This window comes from Symploca atlantica LB2515 (assembly GCF_052546295.1).
This window is the reverse complement of the sequence record NZ_JBQWMT010000001.1, coordinates 878,050-894,946: the sequence shown is the minus strand read 5'-3', so window position 1 is coordinate 894,946 and position 16,897 is coordinate 878,050. Positions and strand designations below refer to the sequence as shown.

The following is a 16,897-nucleotide window of genomic DNA, read 5'->3' as shown; positions in this document are numbered from 1 at the left end:
GCTGGTTGCCGTCTTTTTAATCACTGGTTGAGCTATGCTGTGTACTTTACTGTTCAATTCACCTAATCAACCTTGAGCAGCAACACTCCTACTCCTTGGGGAAGAGAGTAATCCTCTGGGATAACTAGACATCTCGGCCTATACCCTTTGATAGGTGTACTCTGTAGGATTTGTCCTTTTAGCTAGGGTGTGGGCAGCAGTCTTCTTTAGTTTTGATTTGTTCAATGTTGTTAGATAAATTATCAACACAGCCACGATTTACCAAGTTGGCGCTATCTTAAAGCGCCTCTACCCGCCAGCTCAGAGTTACTATGTCACTTTCCAATACTGGTAGCATTCTGGCTACACTGACTCAGTTAACTTCTATCAACCGGACAAGCGCCCTGACTCATCGAGTCAAAGACCTGTCGGTTCCAGAATTCATTTGTTTATTGGATTTCATTACCGCCGAATTCCAGCAATTTCTGCGGGCACTGGAAATGATCAACAACGAAGCCCTGGAAACCATGCTAGAGCAGGTGATGGATGCCTTCACCCTGAAAATTGGTCAAATTTTGCAAGCAGACAGGACTACCATTTTCCTGGTTGATGCCGAAAAAGGTCAACTCTGGGCCAAAATTCCCCAAAGCGGTGACAAAAAAACACTCGAAATCCGGATCCCCATCAATATGGGTATTGCTGGTCATGTTGCTAGAACCGGCGAATCTCTCAACGTCCCGGATGCCTACAATCACCCTTTGTTCGACAAAGAAATTGACGAACGCCCCGGTTATCGTACCCAGACTCTACTGTGCATGCCAATTATCAGCAGTAGAAAGCAAGTAGTTGCCGTTGTGCAGTTATTGAATAAAGCTGAAAGTGTGCCGTTTGACCACGAAGACGAGCAGCGCTTTCGTGATTTTGCCTCCGCCATTGGCATTATCCTAGAAACCTGCCAATCTTTCTACATTGCGGCTCGTAATCAACGGGGAGCAGCAGCACTGCTCAAGGCGACAGCATCCCTCGGTCAGAGCCTAGATTTAGAGGCGACACTGCGCTTGGTCATGGATCAAGCCCGCGATTTGATGAAAGCAGACCGCTCTACCCTGTTTATGCTGAGTAAAGAGACAGGTGAACTGTGGAGTAAAGTGGCTTCGGCTAATCATAGTAAATTAATGGAAATCCGTATTCCAGCCAATCGAGGTATTGCAGGTTATGTAGCCTCCACTGGTAAACCCCTCAATATTCCAGATGCCTACAAAGACCCCCGATTTGACCCCACCACTGACAAACAAACTGGCTATATTACCCGCAACATTCTCTGTATGCCAGTGTTCAACTCCGCAGGGGACTTGATTGGGGTCACTCAACTAATTAACAAAGATCAAGGCAGTTTTACTGGTTCTGATGAAGAGTTTATGCAGGCTTTTAATATTCAGGCGGGGATTGCCCTAGAAAATGCCAAACTCTTTGAAAATGTACTGCTCGAAAAACAATATCAGAAAGACATTCTACAAAGTCTCTCCGACGCTGTAATCTCTACAGATATGGAGGGGCGGATTGTCACCATCAATGATGCAGCCATGGCTTTGCTTGGTTGTCCCATTAAGGAAATCGATAGCAAAAATCGGCAGTTGTGGCAGTGCAAACTCACTAACCGCTACGTCTGGGAGGTGGTGCCCATCGAAAATCTTCAAGGGCGTCTGCAAGAGAGTCTGACTACGGCTGCCAAGCATTACTTACCAGAACAAAGCCTGACGGTGGGACTTTTTAAGAGTTTGCCCAATTCTCGCAACGGTAAATCGCCCCTTGGCAAGTCGGCAAACCACCTACCAACTTCTCACCTTCCCTTCTTGGATAAACAACCCTCAGCTACAGCTCAGGCGGTAACTGAGCAAATATTTGGTGAACAACCCTCAGCTACAGCTCAGGCGGTAACTGAGCAATTACTAGAGGATAACTGCGCCTACATCCTGGCAATTCCCCACAGCCATAACTCTAATATTTATATTCCCTGGAATGAGGAGCCTTGGGACTCTCACACGACAAATTACCTAACCAGAGAGCAAGTTCAAGAAATCGAGCGTAGTATTAACCTCACCGTCAACCCTCTGACTAACCCGGAAGGAAAAGTAAGAGGCGGATTGGTAGTTTTGGAAGATATTAGCCGTGAAAAGCGGATGAAGAGTACGATGTACCGCTACATGACACCTCGCGTAGCTGAGCAAGTCATGGAACTGGGAGAGGATGCCATGATGGTGGGTCGGAAAAAAGATGTAACGATTCTTTTTTCCGATATCAGAGGCTACACAACACTCACAGAAAACTTGGGAGCCTCTGATGTCGTTTCACTGCTCAATAGGTATTTTGAAACAATGGTGGAAGCCGTCTTCAATCATGAAGGCACTTTGGATAAGTTTATTGGTGATGCTTTAATGGCTGTGTTTGGCGCACCACTACCTTTAACCGAAAATCATGCTTGGATGGCGGTTAAATCAGCCTTAGATATGCGCTGGCGCTTGGCAGAATTCAATCAATCCCGGATCCTCCATAGCCAACCCCTAATCTACATTGGTATCGGAATTAGTTCCGGAGAGGTGGTTTGCGGCAATATTGGTTCTCACAAGAGGATGGACTACACCGTAATTGGGGACGGGGTTAACCTGAGTTCTCGCCTAGAAAGCATCACCAAAGAATATGGCTGCGATATTATTTTGAGTGAATATACTTATAATCTCTGCCGCGATCGCATTTGGGTACGGGAGTTAGATAGAATCCGGGTTAAGGGAAAAAACCAACCTGTTAATATTTATGAGTTAATTGGTGAAAATGACCTGCCCCTTAATGGAGAAACAAAAAGGTTTTTGGATCTCTACGAAGCTGGAAGAAAAGCCTACTTAAATCGAGAATTTAAGCAAGCGCTTACCTCCTTTAGTGACGCTTACGGCTTAAAGCCCAATGACAAAGCCGTGGTCACTCACCTCAGGCGATTAGACAACTATCTGAAAGCGCCGCCCTCAGATGCCTGGGACGGCGTACACACAATGACTCAAAAGTGAGAGTTACCCTGTTCGCGGTCAAGAAGGGAAAATCTCGCCGCGTGTGCCGGCAAATGGTTAATTAAGGCTATCAGTCAGATACTGATGTATACAGTTCTATTCTTGTGGTTTCCCTTGCTCACCACCAAAAGGGTTTTGACCAATTTCCAGTTGCTTTTTGCTGCGTTTTAACTGTTTCCAGAGACCTTTAATTTGAGAGTAAGCTATTTCTGGGTCTAGCTTGCCGTTGTTTTCTAGGTTACAAACGTAGTTCACTCGTTGGGCAAACTCCTGTAAATTAGCATCGAAGACTAAATTCTCTGGCTTGACCTCACCATGGTAGGAACTGCGAGGATATAAAAAATCTTGCTTATCTGGCATGCCTGATTCCCTTTTTTAAAAGTCTAAAAGTCTCCAGCATAACTAAAAACTTATATAAATTGTGGATTGTTGGAACGAAGATCGAAATAATCACTTTTGGTGAACTATTCTCTTGCCCACTACCTTCTAGTAGAACATCAAGGTAAATTTGAGGGACAAAAATTAAAATATTTCTCCCTTATCCCCCTAGTAGTCTCCCAACTCACCAACTTAAGGTTGACAGACTACTAGGATAGTTCCGGCTTATTGGCGATAATCATGTTTTTCTTACCCTTATTTTAACCAAAAATTAACTCAAGGATAACTTACCAGAAAGTAAAGTCCCGACAAGCTTATCCTACTGTAGGCAGCTATGAGAAAACCCACCCCACTTGAAGGAATACTAAATTATGTCCGTCCCTGAAAAACTTTACGAAGGCAAGGCCAAGATTCTCTATACTACTGAAAACCCATCAATACTACTGACTCACTTCAAAGATGACGCTACCGCCTTCAATGCCCAAAAGAAAGGTCAGATTATTGGTAAGGGAGAGATTAACTGTGCGATCGCAACCGAGTTGTTCGGGTTACTAGAAGCTGCGGGCATTCCGACACACTTTATTGACCGACCTGCACCAAAGGAAATGCTTGTCAAGAGCGTCAAAATTTTGCCCTTGGAAGTAGTAGTGAGGAACATTGCTGCCGGTAGTCTCTGTCAACAGACTGGCTTACCCGTGGGTAAAGTACTAAAAACACCACTAGTAGAATTTTACTTCAAGAACGACGAACTAGGAGACCCCCTTTTGACACGCGATCGCTTATTGTTGCTAGAACTGGCAACAACAGAACAACTCGAACAACTGCGAACCCAGGCACAGCAAATTAACCAGATTCTGACAAAATTTTTCCAAGAATGCGGCATTATCTTGGTGGACTTCAAGCTAGAGTTTGGTTTAACTCCCAACCAGCAGATAATATTGGCTGATGAAATCAGTCCAGATACCTGTCGCCTGTGGAACCAATCTGAAACAGACCCCGATGGGCGAGTGATGGATAAAGACCGCTTTCGTCGCGATTTGGGAAACGTCGAAGATGCCTATAAACAAGTGCTAGAGAGAGTTATGGCAACAAAAAAAAGTCAAAACTAAACTACAGCTACTCTTAGAGTTGATAGTTAACCATTAGCGAGGTTGAGTTCGCTCAACCTCGCAAACAGACAATTAGACAATGGACGATAGCGACCCTTTCTGGAGTGAGATATCATCCTCACATTCAGTATAGCTACCCAGCTCCATCCAGAAGCTAGGGGAATCCCCCGGTTTTAACCGTGGGAGTCGTCAATACCAATAAACGTGGTGTGTGGAAGTGGCAAAAAATCTCAAAGAAATGCGCTTATCAACATTGCTGGCTACAATGCTCGCAGCTACTGCCAGTATAGGTTTATCGGAACCGAGCAGTGGGCAAACAACTCAGCCTGCGCCTGAGGTTGTTGAAGGTAATTCCCCATTGTCAGTTGCTGGTCTCAAACCAGAGGTTAATCCCCAGTCCCAGCTCCCTGAAAATACATTAAATAATTATTTGGGGACAATAGACCTCCTCAAGGATGAATACACTCAATCCCAGCCCAATCCTGCCCTTAGTAAGGAGGAATTAACTGGGGTCGAAGCGATTAATGCAGGGGATATAATATCCCAGCTAGAAGATGAACAACCTGATTCCCCTGAACTAAGCCCAGCAGCACCAACTACTCCCACCCAGACATCTCCTGCGGAGTCAGAAGCGCGAGTGCTAGTGGCAGAAGTCGTGGTCAGTGGGGCTGATGAACGGCTACAACAAATAGTCTATGACCAGATTGCGACTAGCCCGGGACGAGCGACAACCCGTTCTCAGTTGCAGCAAGACGTCAATGCTATTTTTGCTACGGGTTACTTCTCCAGCGTTGATGTAGTACCCAAAGACACCCCGCTGGGAGTTCGCATTACCTTCGTTGTGCAAGCTAACCCCGTACTGCGTGATGTGGTGATCCAAACCTCACCAGAAGGCACTGGTGAGCGGGTTATACCTCCGGAAGAGGTGGATAGAATTTTCGGTGAACAGTACGGTGAAGTTCTCAACCTGCGCCAACTCCAAGAAGATATCAAAGAACTAAACAAATGGTATCAAGAACAAGGTTACGACCTAGCCCAGGTAACTGACGCCCCCCAAATTAGTGAAGATGGGGTGGTTACTTTAGTAGTAGCAGAAGGAGTAATCGAAAATATTGGTGTGCGTTTTCTCGATGAAGACGGAGATCCAATTCTCAGCGAAGAAGGACAGTCAATTCCCGTTCTGACCGACGAAGATGAAGCGATTGGGGGGCGCACTCGTCCCTTTATCATCACGCGGGAGATGCAGTTAAAACCTGGTGATGTTTTTCGTCGAGAAACAGCAGAAAGAGACCTGCGGCGAGTCTTTGGTCTAGGAATTTTTGAAGATGTACGGCTCTCATTTGCCCCTGGTACTAACCCCAGAGAAGTTGTCGTGGTTGTGGAGGTGATTGAGAAGAAAACTGGTTCTATCGCTGCTGGTGCCGGGATTAGTTCTGCCAGTGGACTCTTTGGTTCGCTGAGTTATCAACAGCAAAACCTAGGAGGCAACAATCAAACTCTCGGGGCAGAATTTCAGGCAGGCATTAGACAGTTACTATTTGATGTTAGCTTTAGAGACCCCTGGATTGCTGGGGATCCTTACCGCACCTCTTACACACTCAACGCCTTCCGACGTCGGTCAATCTCACTGATTTTTGACGGCGGTAAGAATGAAGTTGAGCTAGAAAATGGTGACCGCCCTCGTGTGGTGCGTACCGGCGGCGGTATTAACTTTACTCGTCCTCTGGCTCCTGACCCCTACAGTAGAGCAGAATGGACTACCTCGGCAGGGTTAGAGTATCAACGGGTTTCGCTCCGTGATGCTGATGGTGACCTCGCCCCAGAAGATGAGGAAGGTAACCAATTAAGCTTTAGTGGAGATGGCAAAGATGACCTGCTCACCTTCCAGGTGGGTGCTGTACGCGATCGCCGCAATAATGTCTTGCGACCTACCCAAGGTTCCCTACTGCGGCTAGGTGTGGAGCAGTCTGTCCCTGTAGGCAAAGGTAATATCTTTATGAGCCGCCTCCGGGGTAGCTACAGTTACTATATCCCCGTACAGTTCACCAACTTTACTGAAGGACCTCAAGCCCTTGCCTTTAACCTCCAAGGAGGAACCGTAATCGGAGATTTGCCGCCCTACGAAGCTTTTTCCCTGGGTGGTAGTAACTCGGTTCGGGGCTACGAGGAGGGAGAAGTTGGGGCAGGACGCAGCTTTATCCAGGCAACGGCGGAGTATCGTTTCCCAATTATTTCTGTAGTGGGGGGCGCTTTGTTTGTTGACTTTGCTAGTGACTTGGGTACAGGGGATAACGTACCGGGCAAACCTGCGGTGGTTCGCGATAAACCCGGTAATGGCATCGGTTACGGTGTGGGCGTCAGAGTACAATCACCCCTGGGCCCAATTCGTGTGGACTTTGGTTGGAATGATGAAGGTGACAACCGTCTCCACTTTGGTATTGGAGAGCGGTTCTAACTGAGATCTGGCAACATGTTCAAAACATTAGGAAGTACATTTGAGCGTTCCGGTATCGGACTGCACACCGGTATTTCTACAAAAGTGCGGCTACTACCAGCTATTCCTGGGGAAGGACGCTATTTTGTACGGGTAGACTTGCCTGAGTCCCCCGTGATCAAAGCTAGGGTGGAAGCTGTCTGTAGGACAACACTTTCCACAGAACTCCGGACATCTGTACAGGGTTCTACTGGTGTAGATGCTAAGGTGCAAACCGTAGAACACCTGCTGGCAGCCCTTTCTGGCAGTGGTGTTGATGATGCCCGTATTGAAATTGATGGCGCGGAAGTGCCTCTTTTAGATGGTTCGGCGCTCTTATGGGTGGAGGCAATTAAAGAAGTCGGTATTGTGCCAGGAGTAGCAAGGCCCGGAGAGGAAACTCCTGGTTTAGTTGCGCCAAGGCAGCACCCAGACTGCTTGGTGTTGCACAAACCAGTCTGGGTTTATCAAGGGGATGCCTTTGTGGCTGCCTTACCAGCGCCAATCACCCGATTTAGCTATGGCATTGACTTTGATGTACCAGCGATTGGTAATCAATGGTATAGCTGGACACCTGGACAAGAGAGTTTTGCCGACGCGATCGCACCAGCTCGTACTTTTGCTTTAGCTAATCAAATTGACCAACTACGCGATCGCGGTTTAATTAAAGGCGGTAACTTGGAAAATGCCTTAGTTTGTGGCGACCAAGGGTGGCTTAATCCTCCCTTGAGATTTGCAAATGAGCCAGTGCGTCATAAACTTTTAGATTTAGTAGGGGATTTAAGTTTATTAGGCAGTTTTCCTTTAGCTCACTTTATCGCCTACAAAGCCAGCCATAATTTGCATATACAACTAGCACAGCAGCTGGCTCAACAAATGGGTTGAAGGTTAGCAGGTTTAGAGTCTAAAGTTCTAGTCTTTAAGCTGCTAACCTTTAACCTGCCAACCTCAAAATAAAGCTCATGTCTATACTAACCGACGTCAACAGCCAACATGATTCCACAGAAAACCCCCAGCCATCAAACAATCTCTCCTCTGCTCAACAGCTTTTTACTATTGAAGAGATTCAGAAAATACTACCCCACCGATATCCTTTCGCTTTAGTAGATCGCATCATTGAATACGTGCCAGGTAAGCTAGCTGTTGGTATCAAAAACGTTACTTTCAACGAACCACATTTTCAAGGTCATTTTCCAGGAAGACCGATGATGCCTGGAGTACTGATTGTCGAAGCTATGGCTCAGGTTGGAGGTGTTGTCTTGACTCAGCTTCCTGATAATCCTGGTGGCTTATTTGTCTTTGCTGGTATTGATAAAGTTCGCTTTCGACGTCCTGTAGTTCCTGGTGACCAATTAGTGATGACTACGGAACTGTTGTGCGTCAAGCGGCGTCGTTTTGGCAAAATGTCTTCTCGTGCGGTTGTCGATGGTCAGCGAGTCGCAGAGGGTGAACTGATGTTTTCTCTCGTTGATTGAGCATAGCTTTGCTACCAAATCCAGCTCGTTAACCCCCAAAAACTTCCGGTAATGGTAATGGGTAAGAGTTAAAGGGATTTCTTTGGGTCAATTAGCAATTACCAATTACCAATTACCAGCAAGAGCCAGTAAGGGGTGATCAAAACAGATTTGGTATGAGTAATGCAGTGTTGATTATCCAGTTCTAAATTACCACCTGAGCGCCGGACTAAAGGCCCCGCCCCGAAAAACTCAAAACTCAAAACTCCTATGGCAACACTGATTCATCCTACTGCTGTTATTCACTCAGGTGCTGAACTACACCCAACAGTTCAAATTGGTGCTTACGCAGTGATTGGGGAAAATGTCAAAATTGGTCGAGAAACGAGCATCGGCGCTCATGCCGTGATCGAAGGCCCAACAGAAATCGGATCTAGGAATAAAATTTTTCCTGGGGCGGTAATTGGCTTGGAACCTCAAGACTTGAAGTATGATGGTGCTCCTAGTTGGGTCAGAATTGGTGATGACAACCAAATTCGCGAGTACGTCACCATTAACCGGGCAACTGGTGCTGGTCAGGCAACCCTAGTGGGCAATGGCAATTTGCTGATGGCTTATGTCCACATTGCCCACAATTGCCTAATTGCAGATTCTGTGGTTATTGCTAACGGCGTAGCCTTGGCGGGTCACGTTCAGATTGAGTCGAAGGCGGTAATTGGTGGAGTTTTGGGCATTCATCAATTCGTCCATATTGGATGCTTAGCCATGGTGGGTGGCATGAGTCGCATTGACCGGGATGTGCCACCTTATATGCTAGTTGAAGGAAATCCAGCCAGAGTGCGATCGCTTAATCTAGTGGGTCTCAAGCGTGCTGGAATTGCCTCAACGGAGATAGCACAGCTCAAAAAGGCATTTCGGACTATCTACCGCTCTGGATGCACCTTTAATCAAGCCCTAGAATCCCTGGAATCTCTGCCGGATAATCAACATTTACAGCACCTGATGCTTTTTTTACGATTGTCCCAAATGTCAGGGCGTCGAGGTTTGATTCCTGGTCGTCGTGTTAAAGGATTAGAGGTTGAAGATTAGTGGAGGTTTTAGGGAAATTGACTCGTCTTGCACCCTTGGTTGCAAGTAATAAGCATGCCCTTGAGCGGAGCGAAGGGTAATAAGCATGCCCTCCAGCAGAGCGAAGGGTAATAAGCATGCCCTCCAGCAGAGCTAAGGGTAATAAGTGACAATATGAATATTTATTATTGTTTACTTAAACAATATTTGTAGCAAACATTTGGGTAATCGATATAACAAACCTTCAACTTGCAACTGTTCGAGCAATGACTGCCAAAACTATCTTGATCAGCACCGGAGAAGTATCTGGTGATTTACAAGGGGCACTGCTAATTAATGCCCTGAAGTTACAAGCTGAAGCGACGGGTTTAGAGTTAAATATTGTGGCGCTAGGCGGCGAAAAAATGGCCGATGCTGGTGCTAAGCTGCTGGCTAATACCACCTCTATCGGTTCTGTTGGGCTTCTGGAATCGGTGCCGTTTGTACTACCCACTCTGCAAATTCAGCGCCGTGCTAGAGAGTACCTGCGGCAGTACCCCCCCGATTTAGTAGTGCTGATTGACTACTTAGGGCCAAACATTAGTATCGGCAGTTTTATCCGGCATCAACTGCCTCAAGTACCTGTGGTTTACTATATTGCCCCGCAGGATTGGGTTTGGTCGATTTCGCCTCGCAACACAAAAAAACTAGTAGAAATTGCAGACAAGATGCTGGCGGTTTTTCCGGAGGAAGCCCGTTATTTTGCCAAAAACGGCGCATCAGTTACCTGGGTGGGTCATCCTTTGGTGGATCGGATGCAATCAAGTCCTAGTCGTGAACAAGCACGTGCTGCTTTAGGAATTAAACCAGGGCAAACTGCGATCGCTCTGGTGCCAGCTTCTCGGCGTCAAGAAGTCAAGTATATGCTGCCGATAGTCTTTGAGGCGGCAAGGCTGCTTCAGGCAGAGTTACTGGGGAAGCTGGAGGGGTCTAAGATAGTTGATCAACAGCCTTCCACCTCTCAAGCTGATGCCCCACTTTTTTGGATTCCTCTGTCTTTAGAAGCGTATCGGCGTCCCATTGAAGAGGCAATCAAGCATTATGGTCTAAGGGCAACTATTGTGGCTTCTCAAACAACCCAAGTGCTAGCCGCAGCAGATTTAGCGATTACTAAATCTGGCACTGTTAACTTGGAACTGGCACTTTTAGACGTGCCACAGGTAGTTTTCTATCGAGTTAGTCCTGTGACAGCCTGGATTGCCCGCCATTTATTGAATTTTTCTATTCCCTTCATGGCACCACCTAACTTGGTGGTAATGCGTTCCATCGTGCCGGAATTACTACAAGAACAAGCGACACCAGAAAATATTGTCCGAGAAGCCAGAGAACTTCTGTTTAACACTGACAAGCGTCTACAAGTTTTGGCAGACTATCAGGAAATGCGGAGTTTCTTGGGAGAAGTAGGAGTATGCGACCGGGCGGCAAGAGAAATTATTCGGCTTGCTCACGAGACAAGAAAAGAGAAAATTGTCATTAATAAGTAGTAAGTAATAAGTTTAATTGGCTGTTTACTGTTTGTAGTAAACCCGAACTAAATTGATGAAAAATGGGCAGCTTTCATAGTTCAGCTAAGATGGTTATAATACTTTTTGTTGAGGCTGCTAATGGGCATATTTGAAAACTTAAAAGCCAAGTTTGACTTACCAGCAAAGTTTTGGATTGTTGCCCTAATTGCTTTTATTAACTCGGTCAGCTTCACGATTATTATTCCCCTGCTTTATCCCTACGCCAAACAATTTGGACTGAGTGATTTTCAAGCGAGTTTGCTGACCACTAGTTATGCGGTAGCTCAGTTTATTGCTACTCCTATTTTAGGTCGCCTCTCTGACTTTATGGGACGCAAACCGCTGCTAATTGTTAGTCTTTTAGGGACGGTTTTTGCTAGTTTGTTGGCTAGTTTTACTCCTTTTGCTTGGCTACTTTTTCTTGCTAGAATCTTGGATGGTTTGACTGGAGGCAATACCTCTATTGCTAGAGCCGTCATCAGCGATACGATAACGCCAAGTGAGCGCCCTAAAGCTTTCGGCTTGTTTGATGCCGCTTTTCGGATGGGATTTGTAACGGGCCCGGCTATTAGCTATTTCGCTCAAAACTTGCCTACTTTTCCTGGTGTTTCTCCTTTAGGAATGAGCTTTTTTGTAGGAGCAATAATTGCTTTACTGGCAGTAGTACTTACTTTCTTTCTACTACCAGAAACGCTGCTAGAACGAGAAGCAATTAGATTAAGTTGGCAGATGTTTGGTTTTGGCAAAATTCTTCAATCTGCCAAACGTCCTAAGCTGGGTCGAGTATTTCTTTTGACTTTCTTAAGTGGCTTCACTTTTACGATTTTTACTTTCGCCTTTCAGCCTTTTTTCCTCAAGGTTCTCAATCAAGATGCTCAAAGTTTGGCGATTGTTTTTACCTTAATTGGTGTTGTGGGTGTTTTTACTCAAGTATTTGCAGTTGAACCGCTGACTAATCGCTTTAACTTAGCTGATATTTTAGCAGTAGCGATCGCAGGTCGAGGAGTAGTATTTTTGTTGATTCCTGTGTTCCCCGTGATTTCTATCTTTGTGGTTTTGGCAGCTATGTTAGGGGTGACTAATTCATTTCCTCTACCCTTAATCAACTCAATTCTTTCTACTAATAGTAGCGATCGCGAACAAGGAGAAATTTTGGGCATCAATGCGTCTTACTTGAGCATTTCTAATGCTGTTGGCCCTCCGGTAGCGGGTTTATTAGTCAGTATTAGCTACAGCACTCCCTTCTGGGTAACTGGAGTTCTGACGCTACTAACGGCAGGATTTGCCTTGAGTCTTAAATCAATGGTGCAATGTGGAAAAAAAGAAAACGGTTCAATTGTTAAATAGTTAATTGAAAATTGAGGCTATCAGCCAGATTCTGGTGTTAAAAGCTCAATTTTCAATTTTCAATTTTCAATTTTCAATTTTCAATTTTCCTATCGATTAACCGCACTCATATCAGGATAGCGGTTACCTGCTGCTGCACCTTGGGGAGCAATTGCTTCTATTTGCTGTAACTCCTCTTCGGTTAAGATGATATCTACTGCTTCAACGACTCCACCCTGCTACACTTCGCCTGACGGCTCCGTTTCGCTGAGGGTGGAGATTGCATCTATCGTCCAGCGCAGTTCCGAATACCTCGAAAGGCGCGACGCTCGTTGCCTCGCTACCGCTTCGCTATCGGCTTTGCCTTCATCCGACGACGCATCAGGGACGGCTGAAAAACGCCCCGTACTCTCCCAGTCTTGCCGAAAGAGCAACACTCTAAGTGCAACATTTCGAGCACCAATCAAATCGGAATGGAGAACATAACCACACTGCTGGCACACAAAAGTTAGACCCTTGTTGGGCCTATTTCCTTTGGATGTGTGACCGCAGCAGGGACAAGCCTGAGAAGTATAATGAGCATCTACTTTGACAGCCAAACTTCCAGACAACACAGCCTTGTAATCAATAAAGCCGTGCAGCTGTGCAAATGACCAACGAGCCTTGTTGCTGTTAGCTCTACGCTGTTTGTGCGACGCTTTCTTGCCCTTTTTCTGGGGCTTGGTCCGCTCTCGGATATGGGTTAGATTCTCCAATCCAATCAGGGTGTTAGGCTCTGCAACTTGCTTAGCAATGCAGTGATTCGTATCAGCGATAAACCGTCTCTCCCGTCCAGATAAAGCAACTAATCTTTTGGTTGCACTACGGGTGCCTTTACGCTGCAAAGACCTTCTCGCTTTTACATAACGAGAAGCTTTGTGCCTCACCTGTTTACCACTGAAAAACTGAGCCTTATTTCGGGTATCTGCGGCAACAGCAATATAGCGCTGCCCAACATCTACACCGATGACTCTGTTTATATTGTTCGGTGTTAGCTCTGGTATTTCCACCTCCATGCTTACTAACAAGTAGTAAGTTTTCCTGGCGCGTGAGTACCAAAGTTTTGCCGCTCCAATTTTGGCTACTCCAGAATTAATCAGATAAAGATGCTTGGAGTATCCCTGATAATTTACCTTGATTCGACCAGATAAAGTGATGACACTTACTTTCTGGTCTTTAATAAATGAGTAATCACGCTGATAATTTAAGGTGCAGGTACGAGAAACGTACTTAGGTGGTTTATCCAATCCCTTGTATCGTTTCTTGGTACGACCCGCTTTAAATGCCTCCTCGTTGTGCTTCAACTTTGTCCGTAATGACTTATAGGTTGCTCCAACTTGACGGGGAACATTACAAGCCATTTGCGAAGGTAGTCTAAACTTCTCCCGCAGTGTGTAATAAACTTTCTTCTGTATCTTGGTGCCGTTGTAGGTTTTACCCATCTCGAAGGCAACACCAGATGTGTAATTCAATGCGTCCTTATATGCCAAAGAAGTCACCCGGAGCTGTTCTTTTTGCTCCTGGGTGACTTCTAGTTTTAATTTGGCAGTTAGGGTTTGGCCCATGATACTTTCACGATGTTGTCTTACACTATCATTGTCGTGAAGCAATGGCAAGTAGCTTGGACGACTCCATACTTACGCCGTCCCGCAATTCCTCCCCCCACCTGCGCTTTGTGAGCTAAACCCTCATTTGCTTCGAGGTGGGGGAATCCTGGCGATTTTGTTGAAGTTGGTCAAGCTGTTCTAAAACTTGCTGTTGATGTTTTTCTAGTATGATTCGGCGTTGTTGAATGGCTTCGGGTTGCTCTCGCATTAATGCTGCATATTCTTGCATCTGGCGAATTGGCATTCCTGTCATTCGCAGTCGAGTTAAGAATTCAATCCAGCTAGTGTCTTTTGACGAGTAGCGTCGATGACCATTTTTGGCTCGGTGGATTGGCGCAATCAGGTTACAACGTTCGTAGTAGCGCAGGGTATGGATACTTAACCCTGTGGCTTCTGCGACTTGTTGAATGGTGAGTTCCCGTTCCATGTTTTTAGCTTAGAAGTTAGAGTGCACTCTAAGTCAAGCATTATTTTTGTTGGGGAACGGGGAATAAGCTCAGTTTCAGCCCCTAATAGGGATTAGAGGTTATTGGAATTAGCAATTCCGTTCTTGGCAGAGTATCTGCCAAGTTTCAATCCCTAATAGGGATTAGAGGTTATTGGAATTTAATAACAACCTCCTGGAAGGTGAAGAACCGATGTTTCAATCCCTAATAGGGATTAGAGGTTATTGGAATGCTTTTTGATATCTTTGCTCTACGCTTTGAAGAGTTTCAATCCCTAATAGGGATTAGAGGTTATTGGAATGTGGGTCACGCCGTGCCGTATCAGGGAGGAACTGGGTTTCAATCCCTAATAGGGATTAGAGGTTATTGGAATCGCGGGTGTCTGAAACCCTTACTATATTTAGTTTTCATGGTTCGATTGCGCGCCTGAGAAAAATTATAGCATTTCAGCCTCTGGTTTGTGCAAGACTTCATCAATTAAAATACCTCAAAACCTATCACAGTCAGCCTTTCACGAATTGCGCGGCTGAGTTTTTCGGACTATACCCTGCAAATCCTTGAGCAGAGAAGCATCCAGCCATATTTCTGCATCGCTTCAAAAAAACACCCACCTAGCCGCGCAATAGGGCACTAACGCGGGAACCGCTTAAGAGTTGGTTGAGGGGAATTAGACTCTTGCTCTTGCTCAACTTCTGCAACAGAGAACTCAGCCAAACTAACAGTATGCTGCTGATTGCCACTTTTAGACGAACGACGACCAACCCAAAAAGCCGCAAATGCGATCGCACTTCCTGCGGGTAACACCAACCACCAAGGCAAATTACTAGCACTAATACTCTTGATTGGGTCAGATAAACTTACTGTTTCCCCTGGTTTTTCTGCCTTGTTTTCTCCATGATCATCGGCTTTACTGCCACCACGCAAAGATTGGGCATAAAGCATTATCCCACCTTCAACTACTACTTGATCACCTTCAAACAAACCACTCTTAACCTCAACCAAATCGCCAAAGCTTTCACCGAAAATTACCGTCACAGGTTGGTAAGAATTTTGACCATTTTCCACATAAACTAACTGCTGACCATTAGCATCTACTAAAGCACTGCTAGGAATCGCTAACATCGCAGTATTTGTCTTATCCGTTAAAACTTCAAGTTCCGCAAACATCCCCGGCTTAAGTTGCCCACCGGAATTATCTAACTGAGCTCTTACTGGCACAACTCGCGTTTCTGGCGCTACAACAGAGTCTATTTGAGTAATCTGACCCGTAAAAAATTGCTTAGGTAAACTAGCAACCTTTAATCTAACCTTTTGACCCTTTTTTACCTTCTCTAGGTCTTTTTCAAAAATATTAGCAGTAGCCCAAACCTGGTTATTATTAACAATCGCCATTAACTTACCCCCTGCATCCTCAAAGGATTCACCCAAGGTAACGCTGCGTTGGGCAACCGTACCAGAAATCGGTGCAAGTACCGTTACCAATCCTTGGTCATTCGCCGGAGTACTCAGTTGTTGCAGCCGAGTTTTGTAGGTGGTGTCACTCAGTTGCCCACGAGATTTTGCCGCATCAACAGAAGCTTGGGCCCGTTTAAGTTCGGCTTCTGCTTCTAAAACTTCCCTGCGGCTATTGACCTTTTCTCGGGCACTTTTAGCTTCTGCTAACTGGGTTTGTGATGCCAACATTTCCCGCCGAGGTAGCGCCCCTTCACTTACCAATTGGGCATCTTTATCGTACCGTTCCTGAGCCACCTCTAACTGAGTTCGGGCAGCGGCAATTTCAGCTAGGGCAATTTGACGCTGGCGTTCTAAGTTTGCCTTGGCTAGTTTTAGGTTAGCCTCAGCTTCCTGTCGTGCAGCTTCAGCCTCGGTGCGTCTATCAAGAGACTCAACCCGCAGTTGAATTAATTCAGGACTAGAGATCACAGCCACAGGTTGACCTTTATTTACCTTATCACCAGGCTCCACCAGTAACTCAACCACCCTCCCGGCAATCGGCGCTGTTACTTCTACCTTTTGGTTAGGTTGACTTTCAATTTGACCAGTAGTTTTAATGCCAACATCCCACAACTGACTAGAAACGGGCTGAACTTTAATCCCCATTTGCTTGGCTGTTGCCGGATCTACAGGAATTGCTTGAGGATTAGCCGCCGCCTGAGTACCGCTTTGAAACTCATTTCCATGTCCTGCATGGGCCAAAACAGCAGTTGGCGCTACAGAGGTCAAAAATAACACAGTAAAAGCCGAAGAGATCAGTTTTTTTGCCTGTTGCTGGTGCATGAGTTCGCTCTTGTACTGTTTTGCTTGGCAGGTGCGGGGATGCTATCTAATGTGGCAAGTAAATGTGAAATCAGGATGAAACAATGCTTTAAATAGAACCTGCTCTTTAATATAATGTATGCATCTCGATTAACCTGT

At 45.7% G+C, this 16,897-nt stretch carries 12 protein-coding genes and 1 CRISPR repeat array; of the genes, 8 read left to right on the top strand and 4 right to left on the bottom strand.

The features are described 5' to 3' along the window. The first annotated feature begins 311 nt into the window (after window positions 1–311). Window positions 312–3,038: a GAF domain-containing protein gene (locus ACT7WV_RS03820; protein WP_445101625.1), complete on the top strand. Its 2,727-nt coding sequence runs from the start codon at window positions 312–314 to the stop codon at window positions 3,036–3,038. Between the two features lie 96 nt (window positions 3,039–3,134). Here ACT7WV_RS03820 and ACT7WV_RS03815 read toward each other — a convergent pair whose 3' ends face one another. After that, complete coding sequence (locus tag ACT7WV_RS03815; RefSeq protein WP_445101624.1) at window positions 3,135–3,398, bottom strand: DUF7219 family protein; 264 nt, start codon at window positions 3,396–3,398, stop codon at window positions 3,135–3,137. Between the two features lie 389 nt (window positions 3,399–3,787). On the opposite strand from ACT7WV_RS03815, the gene purC reads away from it, so the two are divergent. The 7 genes from purC to ACT7WV_RS03780 all read left to right on the top strand — a co-directional run bounded on the left by purC (window position 3,788) and on the right by ACT7WV_RS03780 (window position 12,411). Beyond that, entirely contained in the window at window positions 3,788–4,525 is a 738-nt protein-coding gene (purC, locus tag ACT7WV_RS03810; protein WP_445101623.1) for a phosphoribosylaminoimidazolesuccinocarboxamide synthase, read from the top strand. Window positions 4,526–4,736: 211 nt separating this feature from the next. Then, on the top strand, window positions 4,737–6,980 hold the full coding sequence (locus tag ACT7WV_RS03805; RefSeq protein WP_445101622.1) for a BamA/TamA family outer membrane protein: 2,244 nt from the start codon (window positions 4,737–4,739) through the stop codon (window positions 6,978–6,980). A 15-nt stretch (window positions 6,981–6,995) separates the two neighbouring features. After that, window positions 6,996–7,883 carry a UDP-3-O-acyl-N-acetylglucosamine deacetylase gene (lpxC, locus tag ACT7WV_RS03800; RefSeq protein WP_445101621.1) on the top strand — a complete coding sequence of 296 codons (888 nt, stop codon included), beginning with the start codon at window positions 6,996–6,998 and terminating at the stop codon, window positions 7,881–7,883. 77 nt (window positions 7,884–7,960) lie between these two features. Next, entirely contained in the window at window positions 7,961–8,473 is a 513-nt protein-coding gene (gene fabZ / locus ACT7WV_RS03795) for a 3-hydroxyacyl-ACP dehydratase FabZ (RefSeq protein WP_445101620.1), read from the top strand. Between the two features lie 249 nt (window positions 8,474–8,722). Further along, the gene (gene lpxA, locus ACT7WV_RS03790) at window positions 8,723–9,541 is read left to right on the top strand and encodes an acyl-ACP--UDP-N-acetylglucosamine O-acyltransferase (RefSeq protein WP_445101619.1); all 819 of its coding nucleotides are present in this window, start codon (window positions 8,723–8,725) and stop codon (window positions 9,539–9,541) included. 245 nt (window positions 9,542–9,786) lie between these two features. Next, complete coding sequence (gene lpxB, locus ACT7WV_RS03785; protein WP_445101618.1) at window positions 9,787–11,043, top strand: lipid-A-disaccharide synthase; 1,257 nt, start codon at window positions 9,787–9,789, stop codon at window positions 11,041–11,043. 120 nt (window positions 11,044–11,163) lie between these two features. After that, window positions 11,164–12,411, top strand: coding sequence for an MFS transporter (locus tag ACT7WV_RS03780; protein WP_445101617.1), 1,248 nt, complete (start codon window positions 11,164–11,166; stop codon window positions 12,409–12,411). 218 nt (window positions 12,412–12,629) lie between these two features. On the opposite strand, the gene ACT7WV_RS03775 is transcribed toward ACT7WV_RS03780, so the two are convergent. The 3 genes from ACT7WV_RS03775 to ACT7WV_RS03765 form a co-directional block, all read right to left on the bottom strand. Further along, entirely contained in the window at window positions 12,630–13,994 is a 1,365-nt protein-coding gene (locus tag ACT7WV_RS03775) for an RNA-guided endonuclease InsQ/TnpB family protein (protein WP_445101616.1), read from the bottom strand. 115 nt (window positions 13,995–14,109) lie between these two features. Beyond that, window positions 14,110–14,463 (bottom strand): MerR family transcriptional regulator, encoded by a 354-nt coding sequence (locus ACT7WV_RS03770; protein WP_445101615.1) that lies wholly within the window; start codon window positions 14,461–14,463, stop codon window positions 14,110–14,112. A 72-nt stretch (window positions 14,464–14,535) separates the two neighbouring features. Next, window positions 14,536–14,855: direct repeats of the CRISPR family, unit length 37 nt; unit sequence GTTTCAATCCCTAATAGGGATTAGAGGTTATTGGAAT. 257 nt (window positions 14,856–15,112) lie between these two features. Continuing rightward, window positions 15,113–16,759, bottom strand: a complete 1,647-nt coding sequence (locus tag ACT7WV_RS03765) for an efflux RND transporter periplasmic adaptor subunit (RefSeq protein ID WP_445101614.1) — start codon at window positions 16,757–16,759, stop codon at window positions 15,113–15,115. Between the last annotated feature and the right edge of the window lie 138 nt (window positions 16,760–16,897).